Source organism: Aquabacterium sp. CECT 9606 (assembly GCF_918741295.1).
In the GTDB taxonomy this organism is placed as follows: Bacteria; Pseudomonadota; Gammaproteobacteria; order Burkholderiales; family Burkholderiaceae_C; genus Aquabacterium.
This window is the reverse complement of record NZ_CAKKNB010000001.1, coordinates 1,431,661-1,455,446: the sequence shown is the minus strand read 5'-3', so window position 1 is coordinate 1,455,446 and position 23,786 is coordinate 1,431,661. Positions and strand designations below refer to the sequence as shown.

Sequence of the window (23,786 nt, the reverse complement as noted above, 5' to 3'; positions counted from 1 at the left end):
ACTCTTTTGACATCCGGGATTGTATGGGCAGGGTTTTGCACCAATTACAAACACATGATTTTGGGCCTTTTGGGCGGTCTTGAAACAAATTATTACAAAATCAGCCACTAGTTACCAGCTAGTACCATCGACCACTCCGTTTATTACGCCCCCTTACATCACAATGTGACGAAATTACGGGCGGTCATTTGGCGGCCTACCGACAATACATCCAACAGCTTCACATCCGTGGCTTGACCCAGTCAGGCAGCCAATGTTGAGGCCGACATGAAGGGTGTTTCGTCCAAGTTTGATGAGCCAACCTTCTTAGATTGACCCCGTTTCAAGCGTGACACTTGCTCGGCAACGAGCAACGCGAACTGAAGCAAAACTTTCGATTGAGTCTTATGGCGCAGTTTGTCTTGTCTAATTCTTCTCGCATTACCCTTGCCAGCCTTTGCATGTTGACCCTGGCCGGCTGCGGCGGTGGCGGTACCACCGACACCACCGGCGGCGGCAGCATCCCAGTTGCCCCAAGCAGCGTGGTCACAGCGCCGGCTCCCGCACCGGCCCCTGCTCCAGCGCCGGCACCTGCGCCCGCCCCAGCACCGGCCCCAGCACCGGCTCCAGCGCCTGCCCCCGCACCAGCTCCAGCTCCAGCCCCCGCTCCTACTGCCGCCTCGCCCATCCCCAACCTGACCGCCTGCCTCCCAGGTTCCGGCAAAGACTACCAAGTGGGCACCCTCGCCGGTCAAATCGCTGAATTGGACCAAGTGCCATGGGCCTCCTTGGCCGCTGGCGACACGGTTCGCATTTTCTACCGCAGCACGCCTTACCGCGGCAAGTTCCTCGTGGCAGCCTCCGGCACGGCGACCGCACCCGTTCGCATCTGTGGCGTCAAGAATGCCTCTGGCCAACGTCCCATCATTGATGGTCAAAACGCGGTCACGACCCGCGGCCTGGATTACGGCGACAGCACCAACACCGCCTTCCTCCACCAAACTCGCGCAGTCATTCAAGTCAAGCAACTGGGTTCTCAGGGCTGGACGGCGTTCCCCAGCTACATCCAGATCGATGGCCTGGAAGTGCGCGGCGCCACACCGGCCAACAAGTTCACCGATGCCGCTGGCGTGATCCGCAGCTACACCGACTTCGGCGCTTGCATCTGGGTCAACCGCGGCCAGAACATCACCATTGCCGACAACGTCATTCACGATTGCACGCAGGGCATCTACACCAAGTCGACTGATGACGGTGACTTCGCTGTGACCAAGAACGTCCGCATTGCCGGCAATTACATCTACGGCAACGGCGTGGTTGGTGACGTGCACATGCACAACACCTACACGGCCAGCTCCGGCATCGTCATGGAGTTCAACCGCTACGGTCCTCTGCGTGCAGGCGCCCTGGGCAACATGATCAAGGATCGCTCGATCGGCACGGTGGTTCGCTACAACTACCTGCAAGAAGGCGCTCACTCGATCGACTTGGTGGAAGCCGAAGACTTCCCGATCGCGGCCAAGGCCAACGCCGCGTACCGCACCAGCTATGTCTACGGCAATCAGATTGTCAAAGACGGCTCCACCGGCAGCGCGATTCACTATGGTGGTGACCACTTCGGCTCGACACCGACGTCGTCATGGGGTGAGCCCAATTTCCGCCAGGGCACCATGTACTTCTACAACAACACGATGCGGATCACGGGCACTGGCTCCACCGCTGTGCTGTTCCAGGTGTCGACCACCCTGGAGCGTGCCGAAGTCTGGAACAACGTCTTTGTCTTTGACTCGACGGTGACTTACCCAGCCATGCGCTCCAACCAGGAAGTCAACAGCACGTACTGGACTGGCGGCGGCATTGTGAACTTGGGCCGCAACTGGATCAACTCGCGTTGGGCAGACTCCGATCCTTGGCACCCTGTGACCGGCCAACTGCTGGGCCAAGCCAACCTGATCACCGGAACAGCCTCCCCGATCGACACGACCACCCTGGCGCCTTTGGCAGGCAGTGCGATCTTGGACAAGGGCGTGATCACCACCCTGCTGAGCTCCACGATCTCCTCAGCCATCACGGCTCATCCAGTGACCTACCAGCTGAACAGCTCGTTCTTGCCCGTGGCACGCACGGTCAAGGGCACGGGCTCCGACCTGGGCGCGATCGAGTATTGATCAAGCAGGGGCGATGAGCCCCTCTCTTCCAAGATCAGCAAGCTGATGTCATCGGCCCACCTTCACAGGTGGGCCGATTTACTTTGTCAGGCCAGCACTTTGGCTGGAATGCCCACGGCCGTGCTGCCGCTGGGAACATCCTTCAAAACCACGGCATTGGCCCCAATGCGCACGCCATCGCCAATGGACACGCCACCAATGATCTTGGCACCCGAGCCCACGAAAATGTCATTGGCCAGCACGGGCGATTTGCCACGGTTGTCTCCGATCACCACGCCGCTTTCCAGAATGATGTGATTGCCGCCACGAACGCTGGAATTGATGACCACGCCGATCGGGTGGACCAGCACGAACCCTGGCCCAAAGCGCGCCCTGACACCAATCACGCAGCCCGTCAACAGCTTGTTGAGGTGATGGGGGATCAAGGCCAAAGGTGACAAGCCGGCTTCTGACAGCGCTTCCTGGCTCCTGAACAAAACATTGGCCAGGGTGCCATCCGCCAACGCTGCCTTCAACAAAGAGCATGGCGGCCCATATTGCGAATACAGCGCCTGCTTGGCGCGCAAATCGCTGAGCAACCGCGAGATCATGGACGCTTGCCCGTCAGCTCAAGGAAAAACTCCACCAGCTGCGACACGTTGTTGCGCCACTGGCGCTCTTTGGCCACGTAAGCCCTGGCCACCTGGCCAACCCGAGACAGCGCCGCACGGTCTTGACTGAACTTCAGCACCGCCTGAACCGCCACATCCAGCTCACCAGCGGGGAACATCCACCCGGTTTCCCCCTCGATCAGCACCTCGCGGATCGGCAAGAAATCAGGGGCAATCGGCGCAATGCCACAGGCCATGAACTCGAACAATTTGACCGGCGAGGTGTAGTCGCCCGCGCTGGGCAAGATCGCCATGTCCATCGCCGCCAGCAAGCCTGGCACGTCATCGTGAGCGACCCGGCCCGTGAGCAAAATCTGTTGCTCCAGCCCCCGCTCCTTGACAAAAGCTTCCACCGCGCCATACGTGGCGCCATCGCCCACCAGCAGCAGCTTGAGGTGAGGGGTTGCCTTCAAGTGGTCCGCGATGCGATAAACAAATTGGTCAATGGCATGCCAGGGCACGAAGGCCCCGAGGTAGCCGCAAACCACGTCAGACTCGACGCCCCACTTCTTGCGGGCGGCAAGTCGCTGCTCAGGCGTGTAGCTGAATTTGTCAATGTTGGCCGCATTGGGCGTGATGATGGCCGGCGCAATTAAGCCATGAGCGGCCTTGATGCGATCCCTGAATACACCCGACACAAACACCAGGCCAGACGCATTCTTGAATACCCAGCGCTCTACCACCATGGCCACGCGCAAAAAGAATAAAGGGCGCACACGCACCACACTGGCCGAGTCATTGACCTCGAGAATGATGGGCAGTTTCTTCCAGCGTGCCAGAAGGACAGTGGCAAACATGAACAGCGAATAACGCTCGTAAATGAATCCGACATCCTTGTACTGGGAAAGATACCGTGACACACGCCAGAATGAAACCAAGTTGTAGCCCAACTCGGCCAATTCAAACAAGGGTTCAGGAAACCTGGAAACCAACTTCATCAGGCTGGTGGCCTGCTGCGTGGGAGACATGGCTTTGGGGCTGATATAAGGATCTGCGCCCGGCAAAGAAATAATGTCTACCTGAACACCATCCGCCCGCAATGCATCGGTGATGCCTCGAATATGAACACCTTCGACCGCCTTCCCTTGCGTGCGGTGGTGATAGAGCACCCGGGTGACGTGCTTTGATAATTTATAGTTCAGCATTAAAAAGGTTCCTTAGAACCAGTGTAGCATCGCCGATTTGCCACTCGGCCTGCCAAAGCCGCTCAGTGAATTCATATGCCGACATCTCGCCCCCTGAGTCTCATTCATGTCGTTGATTCACTTGAGTTTGGCGGCCTGGAAAGGGTGGTCACCGATTTGGCAATTGAACAACATCGACAAGGCCACCGGGTCTGCGTTTTCAGCATCAACCGGGCCGAAGGTTTGGCCGATGAATTGACCAAGGCAGGCGTCGCAGTTCTTTCGGGCAATAAATCCAAACCTTTTGACCTTGGCGTGTTGAGCACCCTGCGCCGCAGTGCGGTCGAGCAAAATGCGGACATCGTTCATGCCCATAATTTCTCGCCCAATTATTACGCGGCCTGCGCCTTGTTCGGCATGGTCAAACGCCCCACCCTGGTGGGCACCTGCCACGACATGGGCACCCGTCTGAGCAACCGCAGGTTGAGGTGGATCTACCGGGCCTCGTTGACCCGAACCGCGCGCCTGGCCATGGTGGGCCAACAAGTTTTCGACCGTTACATTGCCCTGAACATGGTTCCAGCCGCCCGCGCTACCACCGTGCTCAACGGCATCCCGGTCGATCGATTCCAGAACTCGGCACCGCGTCGTCATGCGGCACGCACAACCCTGGCCCTTGACGAGAAGGACTTGGTCATTGGCTGCGTGGGCCGCCTGGTCGGCCTCAAAAATCACGGCCTGCTGGTGGGCATCCTGCCCCGGTTGATGGCCCGCTTCCCTGCACTGCGGGTGGTCATCGTGGGTTATGGCGAGCTGGAAGCCTCCTTGAAGGCCCAAGCGCAGGCTTTGGGCGTGGCAGACCGCTTGCTCATCACTGGCCAGCGCTCGGATGTGTCCGACCTGCTGCCAGCCTTCGACATCTTTGCGCTGCCGTCCAAAACCGAAGGCCTGTCGATCGCTTTATTGGAAGCCTGTGCCACGAGCCTGCCGGTGGTGGCGAGCGCCGTGGGCGGCAACCCTGAAATCATTCACCATCAACAAACTGGTTTATTGGTTCCGGTGGACGACGCTCAAGCCCTCGAAGAAGCCCTGTCCCTGCTCCTCGACTCATCGGAATTGCGCACTCGCCTGGGGTCGGCAGCGAATGACTGGGTGCGGCAAAACGCATCGATCACCGCTTTGCAGCAGGCTTACGAAGGCTTCTACACCACCGCCATGGAAGCGTGAGCCGGAAGCTCAGCGTGCCGTCCGCCGCCAGGAACCACTGAAGCGGCCCGTGGCATGGCGCATCGAAGCGATCAGGAATGCCCAATTCAGCGCAAATAAAAAGGCGGTGATCTTCAAGAGCGAGGGCAACCTGCCGCCACGGCCGCTGTGCCAATACAAGCCGGCAGCGCAAACATAAGCAGTGAGTTCCAGCCCCGCCACCCACGCCCAGCTTGAAAACTGCAATCCCAATGCCGCGGACGCGAGCAAAGAGACGATCAGCAGGTGTGGTGCAAACCAGCGCAAAACCTTGTGCGAGATATAAGAAAAACGCGTTCCCCAAGAGGTTTTCCAAAGATATTCGGGATGGCGGTAAAACGCCTGGAAATTGCCAATGCCGATTCGAATGCGGCGGTGATATTCATCCGTCATGGATTCGGGAGAGTCTTCTTCAGCGAAGGCCGTCGGCTCGTAAACCAGTTTGGCCCCCGTGGCCGACACATTCATGGCCACGCAAAAATCGTCGCACACAGTGTCTGGCGGCAATGGTTGCCACAGCGCTCGACGAATACCGTAAATGGCACCGTTGGCGCCCAACAAACCATGGATGCGGGCTTCGAAAAACTTCAAAAACTGTTCCAACCGCCAGTAGAGGCTGTCTTGGTTATCGCCAGCCGAGCGCAATAAACGCAACTCGCCGCTGACGCCTCCCACCTTGGCATCGGCAAAATGCCTCACCAGCCGCTTTAAAGCCTGCGCATCAAAAAAGGTATTGGCGTCTGAAAAAACAATGATGGGTTCAGTGCCGCGGGACACCAGATCATTGAGCACGCTGGCCTTGCCGCGATTTTGCTCAAAAACAAAACCATGGATGCGGGGATCACGGCAAGCGGTCAGGATCTGACCGGTTTGATCGCGGCTTCCGTCCGAGCCGATGTAGCAACTCAGTAACTCTGCGGGGTAGTCCAAGGCCAACAGGTTGTCAATCCGGGCAGCCAAGTGCTTGGCTTCATTGAAGGCGGAAATCACAACGGCGACGCGCGGCAAACCAACCTCAGGATGGGCGCGGCGGTCGCCTTTCTGCAGGACATAGCGGGCGTCGCCCACCAACTGCACCCACGAGGCCACCAGCGAAAGCACGACGGGGTATAGCGCATACGAATACACCACCAGCGCCACGCCAGCCACGGCAAAGAACTCAAGCAAGTTCAGACCCCGCACGGAAACACAACAAAAACATCACCGCGCCTCAGGCACATAGGTGGGACGAGCGACCACAAAATCGCGGTAGTCCACGGGGTCACCTGACTTGCCGGCCTCGGCAGCCTTCACGATGTTGTACATCTCGCGGGCGCTCACGTAGTGCAACTTCCAGTCGCGCCCGTCGTTGTAGCGGGTTTCCAGGTACTTGAACGCCTCGCGCATCGGCGTGCCAAGCAATGTGTCCATGTCTCGCTCTTGGGTGCCATGGGTGTGCACCTTGACGAAAATCCACTCGGGCCGGCCTTTCACGTGGATACCGGTATTCACCCAATCATCCACCCGGTCGTTCGTAGGCGGAGAGCTGGTTCGCACGTCCGAGTTTTCGATCCGTGGCAAGACGCCGAACTTGCGGCTCTTCTTCATGAAACCCAGAGGGCCCTGGATGATCATCAGGTCACCCACGGGCTGACCGCCAACCTCGACCCGCACCCCAGTGTCATGCGACTTGGGCCGCGCAGGATCGTCAGTGGCGTAATAGATGTTGTTGATGGTGCTGGTCTGACAGGGATCGGGGGCAGCTGGGAAGGTGTAGTCAACATAGCAGCCCTCTTCGCGCAGAACGATCAACTCATTATTCACACCGCAACCATGCCCATGGCCCTGCGGGTGGCTGTTGTCCAGCGCCCAGTTGCCATGGATGAAACACCATTGAGCCTGCTTGGTGACGGGGTGCCGGGGCAAGGCCCCGTGATCGCGGATCAACAACTCGGTGAAACGCTGAAGCTTTTCGCGCAAGCCTTGCTCGGTGTCCTTGTCATGGTGGAGGTGAATCTCAATTTCACCCAGGCCCATGCGGCAAAGATCGACAAGCGCATTGAGGTGCTCCGGGCGGTATTCTTCTTCGGGGTAGAAAAAAGAATGCACCGGGGAACGCCCATCAGCATCCTTGCGCCCCGCGCACAACGCTGGATATTCCTGCCGCCAACGAGCAACGCGCGCGCACTCGGTTTCGTAACTGGGCGACTGCCATTGCGGCTCGAAATGATCCACAAAGCAAAACATGAGGTGCTTGGTAACCCCCTCAGGAGCGCTGGCCCGCCAATCCTGCTTGAGATAGCTTTTGAGCCACACCAAGAGGTTTTTCTTTCGGACTTCCAGCAGCACCGCCGCAGAGGCTGCGCCCAACAACAAAAGCAAGACCCACAAGGCAATGGTCATGTGTGAATGGATTAAAACGTCAATACCATGTCGAGCTTTACAGCACGGGTTTGCCAACTTGGCAAAACCTGATGAGTCTAGCACGGGCCACCCAGAAAAACGGTCAAGACAGCGGCGCCAGCACGCAGCCGGACATCGCAATCCACGACTGCTCAATGCTTCAAATTGTGCATGAAGATGAACATGTAAACCGCCGTCATGCTGAGCGTGACCATCGTCATGGTCGATAAAAACCAGGGCATGCGCTTTTTCAACACGGAATCGGCTGAAACTGCCGGATGCTGCTGAGCGCAAAACAGCGCGGCAGAACACAAGGCCATCAAAGCGTAGAGGATAGGTTGGTAAGTTCGGGACAAAAACCAGGCGCAAGTGATGTACCCGATGAAAGACGATCTCAATAACAAGCCGGCATCTCGTTCCAACGACCCGTCGGGGGCATTTTGCGCTACCAGATTGACCGCTTTATAGGCCAGCACCAACAACGCGATCCATATGGTGTAACCGAACATGCCCAATTCTGCGAAGCACAGCACAAAAGAATTGTGAGCCGTCAAATAATGGTGCTCTGTAAAATTGCCATAGCCAACACCGAACAATGGGGATGATTTCAACATCATGAACCCCTCGTACCAGGCATCAATGCGCCCGCTGGCCGATTCTTCCTGGCTGGAAAAACCTCGCCCCCCCGTCATGTTGGCCAACATGGCCCCGCTGCCCATCACGGCCATCAAAATGGCTGTCCTGGTGGTGCCCAACACGCTTCGAACTCCAAAAAAAAGCAAGGACGCCATTCCCAGCAAAGCACCGCGAGAATTGGTCAGAAAAACCGCATAGCCCAGCACCATGCCTGGCAAACCAATCATCAGAAAATTCCTGACCCAACGGCCACGGCGATAAAACCACCAGAGCATGGGCATGGTCATCACAATGGCTTGCGCAAAGTCATTGGGGTCGTTGAAGAACCCGACGCCGCGCACCCGCCACATGTAAATCCCCGAATCATCCAAGGCCGGAATGGCAGGTTTCTCCGCCAATTCTCCGATGACATCATCGTCCTTGCGCTGTTGCAATACCAACTCTTCGGCCATGTAACCCGTGTGATAGGCATTGATGCCTGCCAAGCTCAATATGGTCATGCTGAGCAAAATCACATAACAGGCAGAGCGCAAACGCTCAATGGTCACCAGGTTGAAACTGATCAACACGAACAAAAGCGCGGAAGCGCTGAAGTCGCTGGCAGCGGGAAGTGCCCCTCCCGCCCAGCCAGAAAACAACATGGAAAAAACAATGGCCAATGTCAGGGAAAAAAGCAGCCAGTAATGGAGCGGACGCGCGGCCACACGCTTCTGGCGAAAAACCTGAATCAAGGCGGTTGAAAACGCGAACAGCCAAAGCACCAGCATGGGCCGGTATGGAATCAACCACTGGGCAAACAGCTCAACCGGCCGCAGGAACGTGAAGAACAGATACAGCAAAAAAGCGATGAAGCTCATGCCCAAGTCATCCTGCAGTTGGTATGGGGCCAAGGGCCCTGGCACGCAAGGCCCGCCTAAGGCGCGGGCCCAAGGGCTTTTCAGCCCATCTATTCAGTCCCCAAGAGACCATGACCACCCCAGCCAAAACCAGGATGGAACTTGAAACAAACCCCACGGAATTTTGGTGTAGCAGGCTTAAGAAAGCATAGCCAATGTATTCATGAAGCAAATACACGGGATAAGTCAAAAGCCCGGCCCAGTAAAACACCGCATGGCGCTTCATTTTGATTCGCCCAAAGGCAATAACGAGGAAAATCAAGGCGAACAGCGACAACAATGCGGCCACCACCCACGGGTTTTGGTTGATTTCTTGCCCTGGTTTTAGCAAAAGGAAAGGCTTGATGCCATACCACAGCGCCAGCAAATAGGCGCAGGCCATCAAAATCAAACGCCAGGCAGTTGCCCCATGGGATTTGATGCGGTAGGCCAGTGCCCCAAAGGTGAATAGCGGCGCCCAATTGGCCGCCAGCCAAAATTCAACCGGGTACATCGGCCTGATGCCGTTGACCAAGGCCAAGAACAACCAGCCAGCCAGCCACCATTCCGCCCTTCGGTCCAGGTCAAACTTCAGGGCCACGCCCACCAGAATGTAAAACTGCAACTCCACCCCCAGCGACCAATAAGCGCCGTCCACATAGGGAACCCCAAACCAGTGCGGGACCATGGTCAGGTTGACCAACATCTCCCACCATGAAACTTGCAAGTCAGGTAAATCAAAAAATCTGACGAACGCCCAGGTGAGCGGAACGGCCACCCAATATGCGGGATACAAGCGCGACACTCTGGAGGCAACAAAATCGCGAACGGTGGCATTTTGCACACTCAAAAAAATCACAAAACCGCTGATGATGAAAAACAGGTGGACGCCCAGATAACCATACCGAGCAAAGTCGGCCAAGCCACTGGGATCGGCCACCGGACTCCACCCATCCAGCGCGCCACGGTGGCCGTAGTGGAAAAAAACCACCATCAAACATGCCAACGCACGCAAAAGATCAATTTCGTGGAATCTTTCGCTGCCTGCAGGCAAAGTTCCGGCCGCGAGCTTGGTCATGAACTGGGGTGAGTTGAATAACGTGATTGGTCGAACATCAATTTTTGCATGGAAGATAAACCCCGCTACACTGCCCCGGCCCCACGGCCTCAGATTTTCTGTGTTGTTTTAACCCCCGCGCTCGCCCAATGAACAGACCACAAGGTCGATTGGTGGCACTCAAAGCCGCTGCCCTGATTGCCACGTCCACCTACGTGACCACCGCATTGGGCCTGATCGTGAGTGTGATCATTGCCCGCAGCCTTGGCCCCAAAGACTATGGGCAATATGCCTATCTTTTGTGGCTTTCAGGCTTGCTGGTGGTGTTTGGCAACCATGGCCTGGGCATTTCCGGCATCAGGTTTGTGTCAGAAAGCCTGGGCCGAGGCAACCCTGAAGAAGCGCGCAATGTGCACGGCTGGCTGCAGAGAAGGCAGTGGTTGAGCCTGCTGTCGGTCTTGGGTTGCTTTTCGGTGGGGGTGTTCGCCTTTCATCCGGCGGGCTGGCAAGAGAGCATCGGCTTGCTGGTGGGCGTGTGCATCGTCAGCGTCATCGCCAAAGTGATTTTCCTGTTCGACATCTCCATCGCGAAGGGCTACAGCCGCTTTTCGGTCGAAGCCATCACCAACATGGCCATGAGCCTGCTCTACGCCGCCGGCGTGGTTGCCCTGGGCATGGTGCAGGCCAGCTTGACCACCTTCGTCTTGTTTTTCACGTTGATCAGCGCCAGCCACGTGGTGATGGTGTCGTACCTGTTGCGCAAAGAGGGCATTGCCCCCGGCCATGGCGACTGCTCCCCCGAGCTGCTCACTCGGCTCAAACCTCACTTGATGTGGACGGTGGTGCTGGTGCTGGTCGGTACGCTCAGCAATAAAACGATTGAAACCTTCTTGCTGAGCACCCTGATCGGTCCAGCCGAGGTGGGCTTTTTTGCGATTGCGACCGCCTTGACCAGGGGCGGCATCGATCTATTGTCCTCCGCGCTGACCACCATGCTGATGCCCATGATGGGCCATGCATACGGCAAGGGAGGCATGAGCAAAGTCAACGAAATCCTCTCGGACGCCGTGCGCTATTTTCTGTTCGTCGGCCTGATCCTGGCGGGATTGGGTGTGCTGTGGGCTGCTTTGGGCATCTCGATCATGTACGGGCACCGTTACGATCCGGTGATCAACGTGCTGCGGGTGATGATGCTGGTCGGTGGATTGACCTTGGCCGAAAGCGCCTTTGGCGCGCTGCTGTCAACCACTGACCACCAAAAGTTGCGTGCCGGGGTGTCCATGCTGTCATTGGTGGTGAGCATGGTGGCGTCCATCGCCTTGGTGCCCAAATTTGGCCTGGCTGGTGCCGTGGCAGCGCACGCCATCACACGTGTTCTGGTACTGCTGATCATGGGCGCAGGGTTGATGCAAATGCTGAAAATCACCTTGCCAGTGCGCGAACTGCTTCGCCTGGCGGCGGCGGCCCTCGCCGCGGTCTTGCTGGTATTGCCCGTCCTGTGGGTGGCCAATACGCCGCTCATGCAATTTGCCGCAGGCCTGGTTTACCTGTTCGCCTTTCTGACAGCCACCGTGCTTTTCAAGGCATGGCAAGCCAAAGACGCGCAGCTGCTACTGTCACTGGTGGAGCGAAAACCTGGGATCTTTGGATCCATCACGCCTTGGCTGCGTCGGTGGACCCATTCACTGCCTGGGTGAAGGCGTGTCGAACACACAACCACGCGCGCGGCATCCCCCTAAGGTCAAGGATTCAGCGCACATGAGCCAGTTTCCATGCGCCAATTAGCCCTATGCTTGCAATATTGACTCTTCCGGGGTAACCACAATGGTCATTCGCCAATTCGCCAAATCTTTCATCAGCGCCGCCTTTGCCGGCGCCATTGCCCTGTCTCTGGCTGGGTGTGGTTCATTCAACCGCTACCCACCCGCGCCAGCGGTTGCTTCCACGCCTGACCACCCGTACAAAATTGGCGCCATGGATTCGCTGAACATTGTCGTTTGGCGAAATCCGGATTTGTCATCCACCATCACAGTTCGTCCAGATGGCCGAATTTCAATGCCTCTGGTGGAAAACCTGGAAGCTGCCGGCCGTTATCCTGCCGACTTGTCCCGCGATATTGAAAAAGCACTGGCCAAGTTCATCCGTGAACCGGTGGTCACGGTCATCGTGAACAATTTCCAGGGGGTGTCCACCGAGCAGATTCGAATCGTTGGTGAAGCATCCAAGCCCCAGTCCGTGCCGTTCCGGCAAAACATGACCTTGCTCGACGTGATGATTCAGGCCGGTGGCCTGACGGATTTTGCAGATGGCAATGGCGCCGTGCTGGTCCGGGGTTCCGAGCAAGGCAAGCAATACAGCTTGCGCCTCAAGGATTTGATCAAACGTGGCGATATTTCCGCCAATGTTGAAATCAAGCCTGGAGACATCATCATCGTTCCGCAAAGCTGGTTCTAAGCTGCACCTTCGGTCAAACGGCACGCGAGCCCTTGTTCAATTCTTCTTGGTATGGATGACATTCTTCGACAAGCCGCCAGCATCTTGACGGCCATGTGGCAGCGCCGCTGGCTGGGCGCGGCCATGGCCTGGCTGGTCGCCATCGCGGGCGCTCTGGGTGTGTTGGTGATGCGGGACAAGTACGAGGCTTCTGCCCGGATCTATGTCGACACCGAAACCGTCCTCAAGCCTTTGATGACTGGCCTGGCTTTCCAGCCCGATGTTGAACAACAGGTGCGGATGCTGGCCAAGACGCTGCTGAGTCGACCCAACGTTGAGCGCCTGATGCAATCACCCCGCATTGGCCTGGACAAGCTGAACGAGCGCGATCACGAGAAAGTCATCGACCGGCTGATGAAGGACATCCGTGTCATGCCCAGCGGCAACAACAACCTCTACGAAATCAATTACCGCGACATCAACCCCCAAAGGGCACAGCGCATCGTGGAAGAGTTGGTGTCGCTGTTCATGATTGCGGGGGTGGGCGACAAGCAGCGTGACTCCGAGCAGGCTCGCCAGTTCCTGGATGAGCAAATTCGAAGCTATGAAGGCAAGCTGAGCGCCGCTGAAAACAAGCTCAAGGATTTCAAGCTGCGCAACTTCGGTTTGACGGGCACATCCAACCAGGATTACTTTGCCCGCATGTCCAACCTGTCCGATGAAACCGGGCGACTGAGGGTGGAGTTGAGCGCCGCAGAACAGGCCCGCGATGCACTGCGCCGGGAATTGGCCATGGAAGAGCCGTCCATCCCGCCTGAAATGATGGCCACCAATGGCTTCTCGGCGCCAGTGGCCTCCGACCTCGATGTGCGCCTGGATTCGCAAAGGCGCCAGTTGGACGAACTGTTGCGCCGCTACACCGATGAACACCCCGACGTGGTCAGCGCCCGGCGCACCATTGCGCAACTGGAACAGCAGCGCAAGTCCGAGCAAGACAGCAAACTTCGGGCGCAGGCCAATGGATCACGCTTGAGGGCGGCGCCTACCAGCCCGGTCTTCCAGCGCATCCGGGTGGCGTTGGCAGAAGCCGAGGCCAAGGTTGCTTCGTTGCGCGGCCAGTTGGGCGAGCAAAACGCACAACTTGGACGCACCCGGGCCCTGGCCAGCCAGATGCCCCAGGTCGAGGCAGAGCTGGCCCAACTGAACCGCGACTACGAGATCGTGCGCAAGAACTATGAGCAATTGGTCACCCGCCGCGAGTCAGCCTCGTTGGGCGAAAAAATTGACCAGACGACGCGGGTGGCCGACTTCCGCGTCGTAGAGCCCCCCCGCGTCAAACCCAGCCCGGTCAAACCCAGCCGGACCCTGGTCGCCTTCCTGGCCGTTGTGGCGGCACTGATCGCTGGTGCGGCCACCGCGTTTGGCCTGACCCAAGTTTTCCCCACGGTCCATGACACGCGTCAACTCAAAGAAATCTCAGGACGTCCGGTGCTGGGCAGCGTTTCACTGGTGATCAGTCCGTCGATCAGCGAAGCCATCCAAAAAGGCAATCGCCTGTTTGGGATCAATTTGGCGTTCTTCTTCTTTGTGAATGTGGCATGGCTGGTGGTCGTCGCCCGTCAGCTTCTTCCTTGATGTACCCATGAACACCATTGAACAAGCCGCCAAACGACTGGAAGAATTGCGCCGCGCCGGGGTAGAGATCGGTCCAGCCGACATCGCTCGGCCTCCGGCGGCTGACGCAGCCACTCAGCCCCAGCCCAGGCCGGTAGCAGCTGCCCCTGCTCCTGCCGCCTTGACGGCCGTGTCAAGCGAGACTGCACGAATCAGCCGCGATGAGGTCCCTGCCGATCTGCGCCGCTCGCGACATGTTGACCTGGACTTGCAACGCATGGCCCGCTGCGGTTTGCTGGTGCCCGGCAACCCCCGGTCTCAGCTGGAAGAAGAGTTTCGAATCATCAAGCGGCCCTTGCTGGAAAACGTGCGCGGCCAGACCGCCTCGCGCCCAAAGCGCGCCAACATCATCATGGTGACCAGCGCACTGCCTGGTGAAGGCAAGACGCAAACCGCCATCAATCTGGCGGTCAGCATTGCCATGGAACTGGACCACACCGTCTTGTTGGTGGAGGCCGATGTGATTCGGCCATCTGCGTTGGACCGCATGGGCGTGTCTGTGTCAAAGGGCTTGCTGGACCTGCTCACCGCGCCTCAGACCGACCTCTCAGAAGTGCTCCTCAAGACCAACATCCCCAAGCTGACCTTGTTGCCGGCAGGCACCTCCAGTTCACGATCAACTGAGTTGCTGGCCAGCGCGGCCATGGACGCATTGCTGGAAGAGCTGGCCACCACCTACCCTGACCGAGTCATTGTGTTTGACACCCCGCCCTTGCTGCCCAGCACCGAGTCGCGTGTGCTGGCCACCTCCATGGGGCAGGTCGTGATGGTGGTTGAATCAGGCAAAACGCCCCTGAACACGGTCAAGCAGGCGTTTGCCATGGTGCAGGAGTGCCCCGTGGTCATGTCGATGTTGAACAAATACACTGGTCCGAAGGGGAATCGCACCTATGGCTACTATGCGCCGTAAGTCTTCAGCCCTTGTTGCCGCGTTGGCGGGGCTGCTGCCGGCCGCCCATGGTCAAAAGCTGGACATCAAGCCTGGCGTCGAAGCGCAGGCGAAGGCCACCGACAATGCGTTCGCGTCATCCCAAACGCCGCGCAAGGACGTGGTGCTCACCGTCTCGCCAGAGCTGAACGTGTCCTATTGGGGAGCGCATGCTCGGCTCAGCGGCCACGTCAAGGTGGACAGCATCTCTTTCGCGCGCAACAGCGAGCAAAACCGCACCTTGCCCAGCGGGGACCTCATTTTCCAGTCGGACCTGATCGACCAGTGGGCTGGCATAGACGCATCCTTGCAGACCAGCCAAACGGCCCCCAACGAACTGACACCCCCTGATGGCCCCATCACGGACACTTACACCACCACCAACGCGCGCATCTCTCCCTTCATTTCGCATTCGTTTGGAGACGGCCACACCAAGCTGAATGCACGGCTTCAGGAAGCCCTCGTCAAGTCCTCGGCGAGCAACAACCTGGCGCCACGCCCTGACCAGCGCTATTCATCCCAATCTGCACGCCTGGAGCGAGAACCCGTGCCCATCGGGGCCTCATTGGAATGGACCGCCCAGGAAACACGCGACTCGGGTCGAACGGCGAACTTCAAGGAAAACGCCACCCGCGCTGGCGTGAGTTATGCCGTCACCAGCGAGGTGTACACCGGCCTGATCTACGGGCGAGGCACCCTCAAAACTGCGTTGGACCAGCAAGACGAAACCATCAAAGGCGTCACCTTGTTCTGGCGCCCCAATGAGCGCGCCACGCTGGACTCGAAAGTGGAACGCCGCTTTTTTGGCACAGGCTGGCGAGTCGACTGGAACCACCGCACGCCCTTGTTCGCCTGGAGCGTCTTGTCAGAGCGTGACGCCAGCACCTATGCCTCATCGCTGGGCACCATGAGAACAGGCCAGACCCTGCGCGACTTGCTAGACCGCATGCTGACCAACGGCACGCCCAATGACCGGGACCGGGCCGATCTGGTTGATCAGACCATCGCTCAACGTGGACTGACCGATCAACTTCCACCTTTGCAGGATCCTTACTCTCTGAGCCCTACTTTGCGACAAGCCACCCGGGGCCGATTGATCCTCATGGGTCAACGCAATACCGTGAGCTTTGCCGGTGGCATGAACAAAAACGATCCCCTGACCCTGGGCGCCGTTACAGCCATTGGCGATCACACCCTGGAGCGCTATGTCGAAGCTGACTTCAGCCGGCGGCTCACTCCCCTGACCACGCTGAACACGGGTGTTCGATGGAGCACTCAGACCCAAGCCAGCCAGAACGCCAACCTGACGGGGCGCGTGCGCACGATCACCTGGCGCGGCGACATCAGCACGCGTCTGTCGCAACAGGCCACCGCAACTTTTGGACTGAAAAGCCAAAACAGCCAAGGCAATTTGCCCAGCGCCAATGCCAACGACGAATCGGCCATGTTCGTTGGCCTGGGCTATCGCTACTGACGCCCAGCCATGTACGAAAAACATTTCGGCTTCACCGGCGCCCCCTTCCTGCTCAATCCGGACCCAAGCTTCTTCTTTGACAGCAAAGGCCACAGCAGCGCCCTGTCCTACCTGAAGTTTGGCTTGTACCAAGCTGAAGGTTTCATCGTCATCACGGGCGACATCGGGGCAGGCAAAACCACCCTGGTCCGCACCCTGCTGAACGACATTGACCACGAGAAAGTCGTGGCGGCCCAGTTGGTGAGCACACAACTGGAAGCAGGCGACCTGCTTCGCGCGTCCATCACCGCGTTTGGCATTCCCAGCAAGGGCAACAGCAAGGCCGACCTCATCTCCACGCTCGAGGCGTACCTGACGCTGCTGGCCACGCAACAAAAGCGCGCCGTGCTGATCGTGGATGAAGCGCAGAACCTCAGCCGCGATGCGATTGAAGAGTTGCGCATGCTGTCGAACTTCCAGTTCGGCAACCAGGCCTTGCTGCAGAGCTTCCTGATCGGACAGCCCGAACTGCGCACCATGCTGCTCTCGCGCTCGCTGGAACAACTGCGACAACGGGTGATCGCGTCTTACCACTTGGGCCCCATGGACCGCGATGAGACTCGGCGTTACATCGAGCACCGGCTGCGCAAGGTTGGTTGGGTCGACAACCCACAAATCAGCGCCGAAGCCTTTGACGAGTGCTACGAGTGGACCTCCGGCATTCCACGTCGCATCAACTTGCTGTGCAACCGGATTTTGCTGGCCACCTTCCTGGCCGGTGAGCACGAGATCTCGGGCGCCAGCGTGTCGCGCATTGCTCAGGAAATCCGGGCCGAAATCGGTGAGCCGGTGCTCAGCAACACGGGGGCATCGCCCTCGGCCAACACCAGCCTGGCCTTGAAGGAATCGGTCATCCCCACGCTGACCCAAGGGCTGGACGGGCCCGTGCCTGGCAACAACTGGGCAGCACCCGTCATCAACCCCGAGGCGCAGCCCAACACCCCGTTCCTGTTGTGCCTGACCGGTTCGCGCACGGGCTGCCTGCGTGCGTCGCCATTGCTGAAGGCTTTGAGCAGCCGCGCCGATCTGCCACCCGCCAGGCTTTTGCACATTGACACGCCTGGCCACTTCGAGCTGACCCAGGACTGGTCGGAACACCTGGGCTTGCGGAACCCCGACTACCGATTGCGCCTGCCTCCCGGCCATGGGCTGACCCACCTGGCCGCCACCTTGCAGCAACTTGATCAGCTGTTCGAGCAACACCGCCCGACCGCCATCATTGTCCAGGCGGGAGACGACACCGCATTGGCAGGCAGCCTCGCGGCCCAGAGGCATGGCATCCCAATCATCCACCTCGAAGCCGGCCTGCGAAGCTTTGACCGGTCTCGCCCGCAAGAGGTCAACGGGATGATGTGCGACCACATGGGCGAATTGCTTTTCACCTCCGAGTGGGTCGCGCACGATAACCTGGCAAGGGAAGGCATCCCCGCCGATCGGGTGCTGTTCGTGGGCAACCTGCTGATGGATGCCATCCGCGCCATGCTGCCTCAAGCGTCGCAACCCAAGTACACACTGCGCCAGCTCAACCAGCCCACCGACATTCTCAAAAGCAAAAGCGGCGTGGGCGTGGTCTACCTCCAGCAGATGGACAAGATCACCAACCCGGAAGAGTTGACCAGCTTGGTCGGCATCTTGCGCATGGTGAGCAAGGATATTCCGCTGATCTGGCCCATGCACGACAGCACCCGCGCCTGCCTGGACCACCTGGGCTTGCTGCAAATTGCCCACGAGGGGCACATCATGCCGCTGCCCTTGGTCCCGTATCACAAGATGATCGGGCTGCTGGGCCACTCGGCTTGCGTGCTGACCAACTCATCCACGGTTCAGGAAGAAGCCACCATTCTGGGCATCCCCTGCCTGACCCTGCACAATTTCACCGAGCGACGCATCACGGTTGAACAAGGCACCAACATTGCCGTGGGACACAACAGCAGCGTGATCAGCCGGGCCGTGGCCGAAATCTTGCGCGGCGGTGGGAAAAAAGGCCGCCTGCCTAAGTTCTGGGACGGACAGACTGCCACCAGGATGGCAGAACACCTCTTGACGTGGATCAAGACAAAGGGCGTTTGCATCCCAAATCGAACGGATGACCAGGCGCCTTTACCGCTTGAACAACAAGCCGGTATTTGATGCCACTTTGACGGCACTAATCTATATGATGAAAGCAATTGCAGATGGCAGGCACCGCCACTGAGCGAAGGACCCCCAGTACATGACCGTTGTCGCGCCCTTGTTCCGCACCGCAGGACGATTTGTGTCGCCGGGAGGAGCCAAAGGCAAACTCACCATACTGACCTACCACCGGGTGCCTCCCGACATCGACCCGCTGCTGTCCAGCGACCAGGTCGACGCCCGGAAATTTGCCAGTCACATGGCGGTCATTGCCGAGTGCTTCAACGTGTTGTCCCTACCGGAAGCACTTGAGCGGCTGGAACGCGGCACGCTGCCATCCCGGGCCCTCAGCATCACCTTTGATGACGGCTACCGCGACAACTACACCATGGCGCTGCCCATATTGCAGCGCCATGGGCTGGTGGCGACCTTCTTCGTCTGCAGTGGCTACCTCAATGACGGGCTGATGTTCAATGACGTCATCATCGAGTCGCTGAGGGCGTGTCAATCGCCACAGCTCGACCTGAGCTGGCTGGGTCTGGGCCTCCAGCCGGTGCATGACATGGTCTCAAAGCGCGAGTGCGCCGAGAAAATACTGACCAGCGTCAAATACATGCCGTTTCTGGAGCGGGAGCGAGCCTGCACCCGGTTGTGGGAGACCGCAGCCCCCGGCAAGGAACGCCCCCTCCTGATGATGACGGACGACCAAATCCGCCAACTGGCGGCCCAGGGCATGACCATTGGCGGCCACACCCACACACACCCGATCCTTAACCGCATTGACTTGGCCAGCGCTCGCCAGGACATCGTGCACAACCGTGACTTGTTGGCCGACTTGATCGGACACAAGCCCTTGATCTTTGCCTATCCCAACGGCCGCCCGGTGCGCGACTATGGCCATGAGCACGTGCAATTGCTGATGGAGTTGGGTTACCAGGCCGCGGTATCGACCGCCTGGGGCGTCGCGACCAGATCTTGCGACCACTACCAATTGCCCCGTTTTTCACCTTGGGACAACAACCCCAAGCGCCTTGTCCTGCAATTGCTTCGCAATGCCCTGACGGGCCAAGATCCGTTGACCGCAAAAAGTGCGGGCTAAGCCGCACCAGCGCTGGACGTCGAAATCTCGACTATTCCCGGATTGGACAACTAACCCCCTTGAGTTAGGGCCCCCCCCTCGTTTGCAGGATTATTTCAAGCACCCGGTATGCCGATAATCGCTCATTACAAATAATTACGGGTTAGGCAAGTTGTTGCAGAGCTGCACAATTTGTTTGGTCTTGAGAGGCGCACCAAAATGTTCCGGGTCTTCCAGCACCACATCTCCATCGCGACGTTGTCCGAGCTATTGGCGGACAGCTTGACCAGCTTTTTGGCGATCGTGCTGGGGGTCATGACCTTCCTGCACATGTCGGGCACATCCCCCGATCTGGTTAGCATGTCCACGGCTTTGTGGGCCGGCTTGGGCTTTGCTTTCGTGATGCCTCTGCACTGCGGTTTGCTGGGCGTGTACCGCGAAGGCTCCGAACGCAAGACGCCGCGTGCCAAATTGGGCCGCGCCTTGTTGGGCTGCCTGCTGGGCGCCCCCATCGCTTACCAATTGGCCATCAAAACCATGCTGGACGGCACCCAGGCCTATCAATTGATGGGGTTTGCGGCGGCGTACCTGGTTTTTGGCCTGGTCGTGGTGCGCGGTTATCTGATGACCACATGGCGCAGCGCCTTTGTGCAACAACGCATTTTGATCGTTGGCACAGGCAAGGAAGCCCACTCGGTTGCATCTGACTTGAAGGCGCGCCGTGTTCAAGGCCATTCGGTGATCGGTTTTTACCCCGCCGGAGAGGCCGACCATGGCGTCACTGACAAGCGCTTCAACATTTTCTCCAGCGCCCTGTCCATCAAGGACATCATCCAAAGCCATGAGATCAATCAGATCATCGTGGCCGTGAAAGAACAGCGTGGCGGCAACGTGCCCATGGACCAACTGCTGTCCGCCCGCATCCAGGGCATTCCGGTGCTGGACTTGGCCGCTTTCTACGAACAGACCACTGGCGAAGTGCCTGTGGACAGCCTGAAGGCCAGTTGGCTGGTGTACGGCCAGGGCTTCGCCCAGGACCGCACGCGCATGGCGATCAAGCGCCTGTTCGACATCGTCAGCTCGTCAACGCTGTTGTTGCTGGCTTCGCCGATCATGCTGATCACCATGCTGGCCATCAAACTGGAAAGCGAAGGTCCGATCATTTATCGTCAGGAGCGGGTAGGCTTGGGCGGCAAGAGCTTCATGTGCCTGAAGTTCCGCAGCATGAGCACAGATGCCGAAAAAGACGGCGTGGCCGTGTGGGCCAAGAAGAACGATTCGCGCGTGACCCGCGTGGGCGCCTTCATCCGCAAGACCCGCATCGACGAACTGCCCCAGATCCTGAGCGTGCTCAAGGGCGAGATGAGCATGGTGGGTCCACGTCCTGAACGTCCCACCTTCGTCGAGCAACTCAAGCAGCAGATCCCTTACTACGACATCCGCCACAGCGTCAAACCTGGCGTGACCGGCTGGGCCCAAGTGAAGTACAGCTATGGCGCTTCCGTCGAAGACGCGCTGCACAAACACCAATACGACCTGTACTACGTGAAGAACAACTCCTTGTTCCTGGACTTGCTGATCTTGTTCGAAACCGTGAGCGTGGTGATTTTCCGCGAAGGCTCACAGTGAACATCCGCTGATCTGACGTTCTTCAAGCTGGACAATGGCGCACCTTCGGGGGCGCCATTGTCATTTCTGGCGGCCTTGATGGGCAGACCGACCACAAAGATGCGGGACAATAGAGGGTTGCCCAGCGTGCAGGACCCGTACTCCGCCCACCTCTTGTGACCGATCTTCACGACGCTCCCCGCCCCACACCGGCTGCCATGCCAAGCTCGCGCAAGAAGCTGGCTTTGGCTTGGGCGCTTGGGATCGTCCTGCTGGGCTGGCTTTTGTCGCGCACGCCGATTGCATCGGTCATCGAGGCCCTCCAGAGACCTTCCATCACGATTTGGGTGCTCACCTTGTGCGGTCTGCTGCTCAGCTACGGCTTGAGGGGCGCCCGCCTGCAGGTCGTGCTCAGCCTGGACGAGCACCATGCGCCACCCCAACGCTGGCTGGGTTTGCGGACCGACGCCCTGCGGGTGATCCTGCTGCACAACGCGGCGGTGAACCTGCTGCCCATGCGGGCGGGCGAACTGAGCTTTCCCTGGCTGGCGGCACGGGAGCTGCGGCTGCCCATGTCACGCGCCTTGGTCTGCCTGATGTGGATGCGACTGCAGGATCTGGCGGTGCTGGCAGGCTTGGGATTGGCCCTGTGGCCTGGGTTGCCCTTGGTGGCCAGATTCCTGGGCTTGTTGGGCCTGGTCCTGTGCTGGCACGGCGGATGGTGGCTGTTGAGGCGGCTGTTGGCCCAAACACCGGTCGACGGCACCGCTGGGAACATGAACAGATGGCGCAGCGTGGCCTTCAAACTCAGAGCCGCCTTGTTAGAGCCATCACACCATCGGCCTGCCGCCTGGGTATTGACCTTGGCCAATTGGGCGCTCAAGCTGGCCGCCGGGGCCACTTTGCTCAGCGCCATCAGCCAGACCACTTGGCCGGTGGCCTGGGCCGGCGCCTTGGGCGGCGAGCTGGCCGCCATCTTTCCGTTGCAAGGGCCCGCAGGCTTTGGCACTTATGAAGCCGGCGTGTGGGCCGGCACCGCCACGCTGCTGGACCATGGATCGCCCTTGTTGGCGCACGTGGTGCCCGCGGCCCTGGCGCTCCATGTTTGCTTCTTGCTTTGTGCGGTTTGCGCGGCTGGTGTAGCGGCCTTGCTGTCCAGTGGAATGAGCAAAGCCGCGGCGCAAGGGGAATTTCCCCCGCATCATCCCGGTTGAGCAACATCGTCGTCGTTTGTTAGAAAGAGTGTTCATGAGTTCAGTGCCGACGCCCTCCGTCGCTCCCCTGCCTGCCGTGCCAGACCATCATTTGTCCATCGTTGTGCCCATGTACAACGAGGTGGACAATGTCGCGCCCTTTGTGGCTGCCGTTCACGAGGCCTTGGCCACTTACGCCTGGCCGTGGGAACTCATCATCGTCAACGATGGCAGCCGCGATGGCACGCAACAGGCACTGGATGAGCAAGCCAAACTCCGGGGCCCTCACGTTCGCCCTGTCCACTTGTGGCGCAATTTTCGCCAGACGGCCGCCATGCAGGCTGGCATTGACGCGGCCCGCGGTGATGTGATCGTGACTCTGGACGGCGACCTGCAGAACGACCCGAAGGACATCCCTGCTCTCGTCGCCAAGCTGGTGAATGAAGACCTGGATCTGGTCGCGGGGTGGCGCCAGAACCGCCAGGATGGCCTCTTCCTGCGCAAGGTGCCCTCGCGGATAGCCAATCGCCTGATCCGCAAGATCACCGGGCTGGAGTTCCAGGACCTGGGCTGCAGCTTGAAAGCGTATCGGGCCAGCGTGCTCAAGCGCGTTCGCCTGTATGGCGAAATGCACCGCTTCATCCCCGCGTGGATGGCCACTGTCACGTCGCCAGCGCGCATGTCCGAGCTGGCGGTCAGCCACCACCCCCGAACCCTGGGTGAATCGAAATACGGCATTTCACGCACGCTGCGTGTGGTGCTGGACTTGCTCGCGGTGAATTTTTTCCTGCGCTTCGCGGGGCGCCCTGGGCATTTCTTTGGCGGTGTCGGACTGGGCGTGGGCCTGATCGGCAGCTTGATCCTGAGCTACCTGGCCGTGCTCAAAATGTTGGGTAACAACATCGGCGGCCGCCCGTTACTGTGGCTGGGATTTTTCTGCGTGCTGGGTGGACTACAGTTTCTAACCACGGGCGTGCTGGCCGAATTGCTGATCCGCATTTATTACGATCGGGGCGAAGTGGCTCCGTATCACACGACCGAAGCGCCCGCCCAGGCCCCCGATCAGGGCTGGCATCGCCAGGCACAGGGCCTGTCCAAATCACATTTGCCTCATTGACCATGAACACAGAG

General features: G+C 59.0%; 19 protein-coding genes. 13 read left to right on the top strand and 6 right to left on the bottom strand.

Annotated elements, in window-relative coordinates:
• The first annotated feature begins 713 nt into the window (after positions 1-713).
• A complete protein-coding gene (locus LQ232_RS06780) occupies positions 714-2,147 on the top strand; it encodes a right-handed parallel beta-helix repeat-containing protein (protein ID WP_230179499.1) in 1,434 nt (477 codons plus the stop codon).
• A gap of 86 nt (positions 2,148-2,233) precedes the next feature.
• Here LQ232_RS06780 and LQ232_RS23585 read toward each other — a convergent pair whose 3' ends face one another.
• Positions 2,234-2,737 (bottom strand): serine O-acetyltransferase, encoded by a 504-nt coding sequence (locus LQ232_RS23585; protein ID WP_305878587.1) that lies wholly within the window; start codon positions 2,735-2,737, stop codon positions 2,234-2,236.
• Positions 2,734-3,942, bottom strand: a complete 1,209-nt coding sequence (locus LQ232_RS06770; protein ID WP_230179498.1) for a glycosyltransferase — start codon at positions 3,940-3,942, stop codon at positions 2,734-2,736. Before LQ232_RS06770 ends, LQ232_RS23585 begins: the two co-directional genes overlap by 4 nt.
• A 75-nt stretch (positions 3,943-4,017) precedes the next feature.
• On the opposite strand from LQ232_RS06770, the gene LQ232_RS06765 reads away from it, so the two are divergent.
• Positions 4,018-5,148: a glycosyltransferase gene (locus LQ232_RS06765; protein ID WP_230179497.1), complete on the top strand. Its 1,131-nt coding sequence runs from the start codon at positions 4,018-4,020 to the stop codon at positions 5,146-5,148.
• A gap of 9 nt (positions 5,149-5,157) precedes the next feature.
• Here LQ232_RS06765 and LQ232_RS06760 read toward each other — a convergent pair whose 3' ends face one another.
• Both LQ232_RS06760 and LQ232_RS06755 read right to left on the bottom strand, forming a co-directional pair.
• Entirely contained in the window at positions 5,158-6,333 is a 1,176-nt protein-coding gene (locus tag LQ232_RS06760; protein WP_230179496.1) for a glycosyltransferase family 2 protein, read from the bottom strand.
• Between the two features lie 33 nt (positions 6,334-6,366).
• On the bottom strand, positions 6,367-6,969 hold the full coding sequence (locus tag LQ232_RS06755) for a hypothetical protein (RefSeq protein ID WP_230179495.1): 603 nt from the start codon (positions 6,967-6,969) through the stop codon (positions 6,367-6,369).
• Positions 6,970-6,978: 9 nt separating this feature from the next.
• Between LQ232_RS06755 and LQ232_RS06750 the strand changes: the two genes are divergently transcribed.
• Complete coding sequence (locus LQ232_RS06750) at positions 6,979-7,554, top strand: hypothetical protein (RefSeq protein WP_230179494.1); 576 nt, start codon at positions 6,979-6,981, stop codon at positions 7,552-7,554.
• Between the two features lie 146 nt (positions 7,555-7,700).
• On the opposite strand, the gene LQ232_RS06745 is transcribed toward LQ232_RS06750, so the two are convergent.
• Positions 7,701-9,041 (bottom strand): O-antigen ligase, encoded by a 1,341-nt coding sequence (locus LQ232_RS06745; RefSeq protein WP_230179493.1) that lies wholly within the window; start codon positions 9,039-9,041, stop codon positions 7,701-7,703.
• A 7-nt stretch (positions 9,042-9,048) separates the two neighbouring features.
• Positions 9,049-10,137: an acyltransferase gene (locus tag LQ232_RS06740; RefSeq protein WP_230179492.1), complete on the bottom strand. Its 1,089-nt coding sequence runs from the start codon at positions 10,135-10,137 to the stop codon at positions 9,049-9,051.
• A gap of 152 nt (positions 10,138-10,289) precedes the next feature.
• On the opposite strand from LQ232_RS06740, the gene LQ232_RS06735 reads away from it, so the two are divergent.
• From LQ232_RS06735 to LQ232_RS06690, 10 genes are all read left to right on the top strand, one after another.
• Complete coding sequence (locus LQ232_RS06735) at positions 10,290-11,813, top strand: oligosaccharide flippase family protein (protein ID WP_230179491.1); 1,524 nt, start codon at positions 10,290-10,292, stop codon at positions 11,811-11,813.
• A gap of 133 nt (positions 11,814-11,946) precedes the next feature.
• Positions 11,947-12,570 carry an XrtA/PEP-CTERM system exopolysaccharide export protein gene (locus LQ232_RS06730; protein WP_371820140.1) on the top strand — a complete coding sequence of 208 codons (624 nt, stop codon included), beginning with the start codon at positions 11,947-11,949 and terminating at the stop codon, positions 12,568-12,570.
• A gap of 51 nt (positions 12,571-12,621) precedes the next feature.
• Positions 12,622-14,184 (top strand): XrtA system polysaccharide chain length determinant, encoded by a 1,563-nt coding sequence (locus LQ232_RS06725; RefSeq protein ID WP_230179489.1) that lies wholly within the window; start codon positions 12,622-12,624, stop codon positions 14,182-14,184.
• 7 nt (positions 14,185-14,191) lie between these two features.
• Complete coding sequence (locus LQ232_RS06720) at positions 14,192-15,133, top strand: XrtA-associated tyrosine autokinase (protein WP_230179488.1); 942 nt, start codon at positions 14,192-14,194, stop codon at positions 15,131-15,133.
• Positions 15,123-16,625 (top strand): TIGR03016 family PEP-CTERM system-associated outer membrane protein, encoded by a 1,503-nt coding sequence (locus LQ232_RS06715; RefSeq protein WP_230179487.1) that lies wholly within the window; start codon positions 15,123-15,125, stop codon positions 16,623-16,625. The genes LQ232_RS06720 and LQ232_RS06715 overlap by 11 nt, the downstream gene beginning before the upstream one ends.
• Before the next feature lie 9 nt (positions 16,626-16,634).
• A complete protein-coding gene (locus LQ232_RS06710) occupies positions 16,635-18,794 on the top strand; it encodes an XrtA/PEP-CTERM system-associated ATPase (protein WP_230179486.1) in 2,160 nt (719 codons plus the stop codon).
• 82 nt (positions 18,795-18,876) lie between these two features.
• Positions 18,877-19,875: a polysaccharide deacetylase family protein gene (locus tag LQ232_RS06705; RefSeq protein WP_230179485.1), complete on the top strand. Its 999-nt coding sequence runs from the start codon at positions 18,877-18,879 to the stop codon at positions 19,873-19,875.
• Positions 19,876-20,073: 198 nt separating this feature from the next.
• Positions 20,074-21,483 (top strand): TIGR03013 family XrtA/PEP-CTERM system glycosyltransferase, encoded by a 1,410-nt coding sequence (locus LQ232_RS06700; RefSeq protein WP_230179484.1) that lies wholly within the window; start codon positions 20,074-20,076, stop codon positions 21,481-21,483.
• A 197-nt stretch (positions 21,484-21,680) separates the two neighbouring features.
• A complete protein-coding gene (locus tag LQ232_RS06695) occupies positions 21,681-22,676 on the top strand; it encodes a lysylphosphatidylglycerol synthase domain-containing protein (RefSeq protein ID WP_230179483.1) in 996 nt (331 codons plus the stop codon).
• Between the two features lie 34 nt (positions 22,677-22,710).
• Positions 22,711-23,772: a glycosyltransferase family 2 protein gene (locus LQ232_RS06690; protein ID WP_230179482.1), complete on the top strand. Its 1,062-nt coding sequence runs from the start codon at positions 22,711-22,713 to the stop codon at positions 23,770-23,772.
• Positions 23,773-23,786 lie beyond the last annotated feature (14 nt).

Bases quoted from the DNA above. Each gene is read 5' to 3' on its own strand.
- LQ232_RS23585 (WP_305878587.1), bottom strand. From the start codon at position 2,737: ATGATCTCGCGGTTGCTCAGCGATTTGCGCGCCAAGCAGGCGCTGTAT.
- LQ232_RS06770 (WP_230179498.1), bottom strand. From the start codon at position 3,942: ATGCTGAACTATAAATTATCAAAGCACGTCACCCGGGTGCTCTATCAC.
- LQ232_RS06765 (WP_230179497.1), top strand. From the start codon at position 4,018: ATGCCGACATCTCGCCCCCTGAGTCTCATTCATGTCGTTGATTCACTT.
- LQ232_RS06750 (WP_230179494.1), top strand. From the start codon at position 6,979: ATGCCCATGGCCCTGCGGGTGGCTGTTGTCCAGCGCCCAGTTGCCATG.
- LQ232_RS06745 (WP_230179493.1), bottom strand. From the start codon at position 9,041: ATGAGCTTCATCGCTTTTTTGCTGTATCTGTTCTTCACGTTCCTGCGG.
- LQ232_RS06740 (WP_230179492.1), bottom strand. From the start codon at position 10,137: ATGACCAAGCTCGCGGCCGGAACTTTGCCTGCAGGCAGCGAAAGATTC.
- LQ232_RS06725 (WP_230179489.1), top strand. From the start codon at position 12,622: ATGGATGACATTCTTCGACAAGCCGCCAGCATCTTGACGGCCATGTGG.
- LQ232_RS06720 (WP_230179488.1), top strand. From the start codon at position 14,192: ATGAACACCATTGAACAAGCCGCCAAACGACTGGAAGAATTGCGCCGC.
- LQ232_RS06715 (WP_230179487.1), top strand. From the start codon at position 15,123: ATGCGCCGTAAGTCTTCAGCCCTTGTTGCCGCGTTGGCGGGGCTGCTG.
- LQ232_RS06710 (WP_230179486.1), top strand. From the start codon at position 16,635: ATGTACGAAAAACATTTCGGCTTCACCGGCGCCCCCTTCCTGCTCAAT.
- LQ232_RS06705 (WP_230179485.1), top strand. From the start codon at position 18,877: ATGACCGTTGTCGCGCCCTTGTTCCGCACCGCAGGACGATTTGTGTCG.
- LQ232_RS06700 (WP_230179484.1), top strand. From the start codon at position 20,074: ATGTTCCGGGTCTTCCAGCACCACATCTCCATCGCGACGTTGTCCGAG.
- LQ232_RS06695 (WP_230179483.1), top strand. From the start codon at position 21,681: ATGCCAAGCTCGCGCAAGAAGCTGGCTTTGGCTTGGGCGCTTGGGATC.
- LQ232_RS06690 (WP_230179482.1), top strand. From the start codon at position 22,711: ATGAGTTCAGTGCCGACGCCCTCCGTCGCTCCCCTGCCTGCCGTGCCA.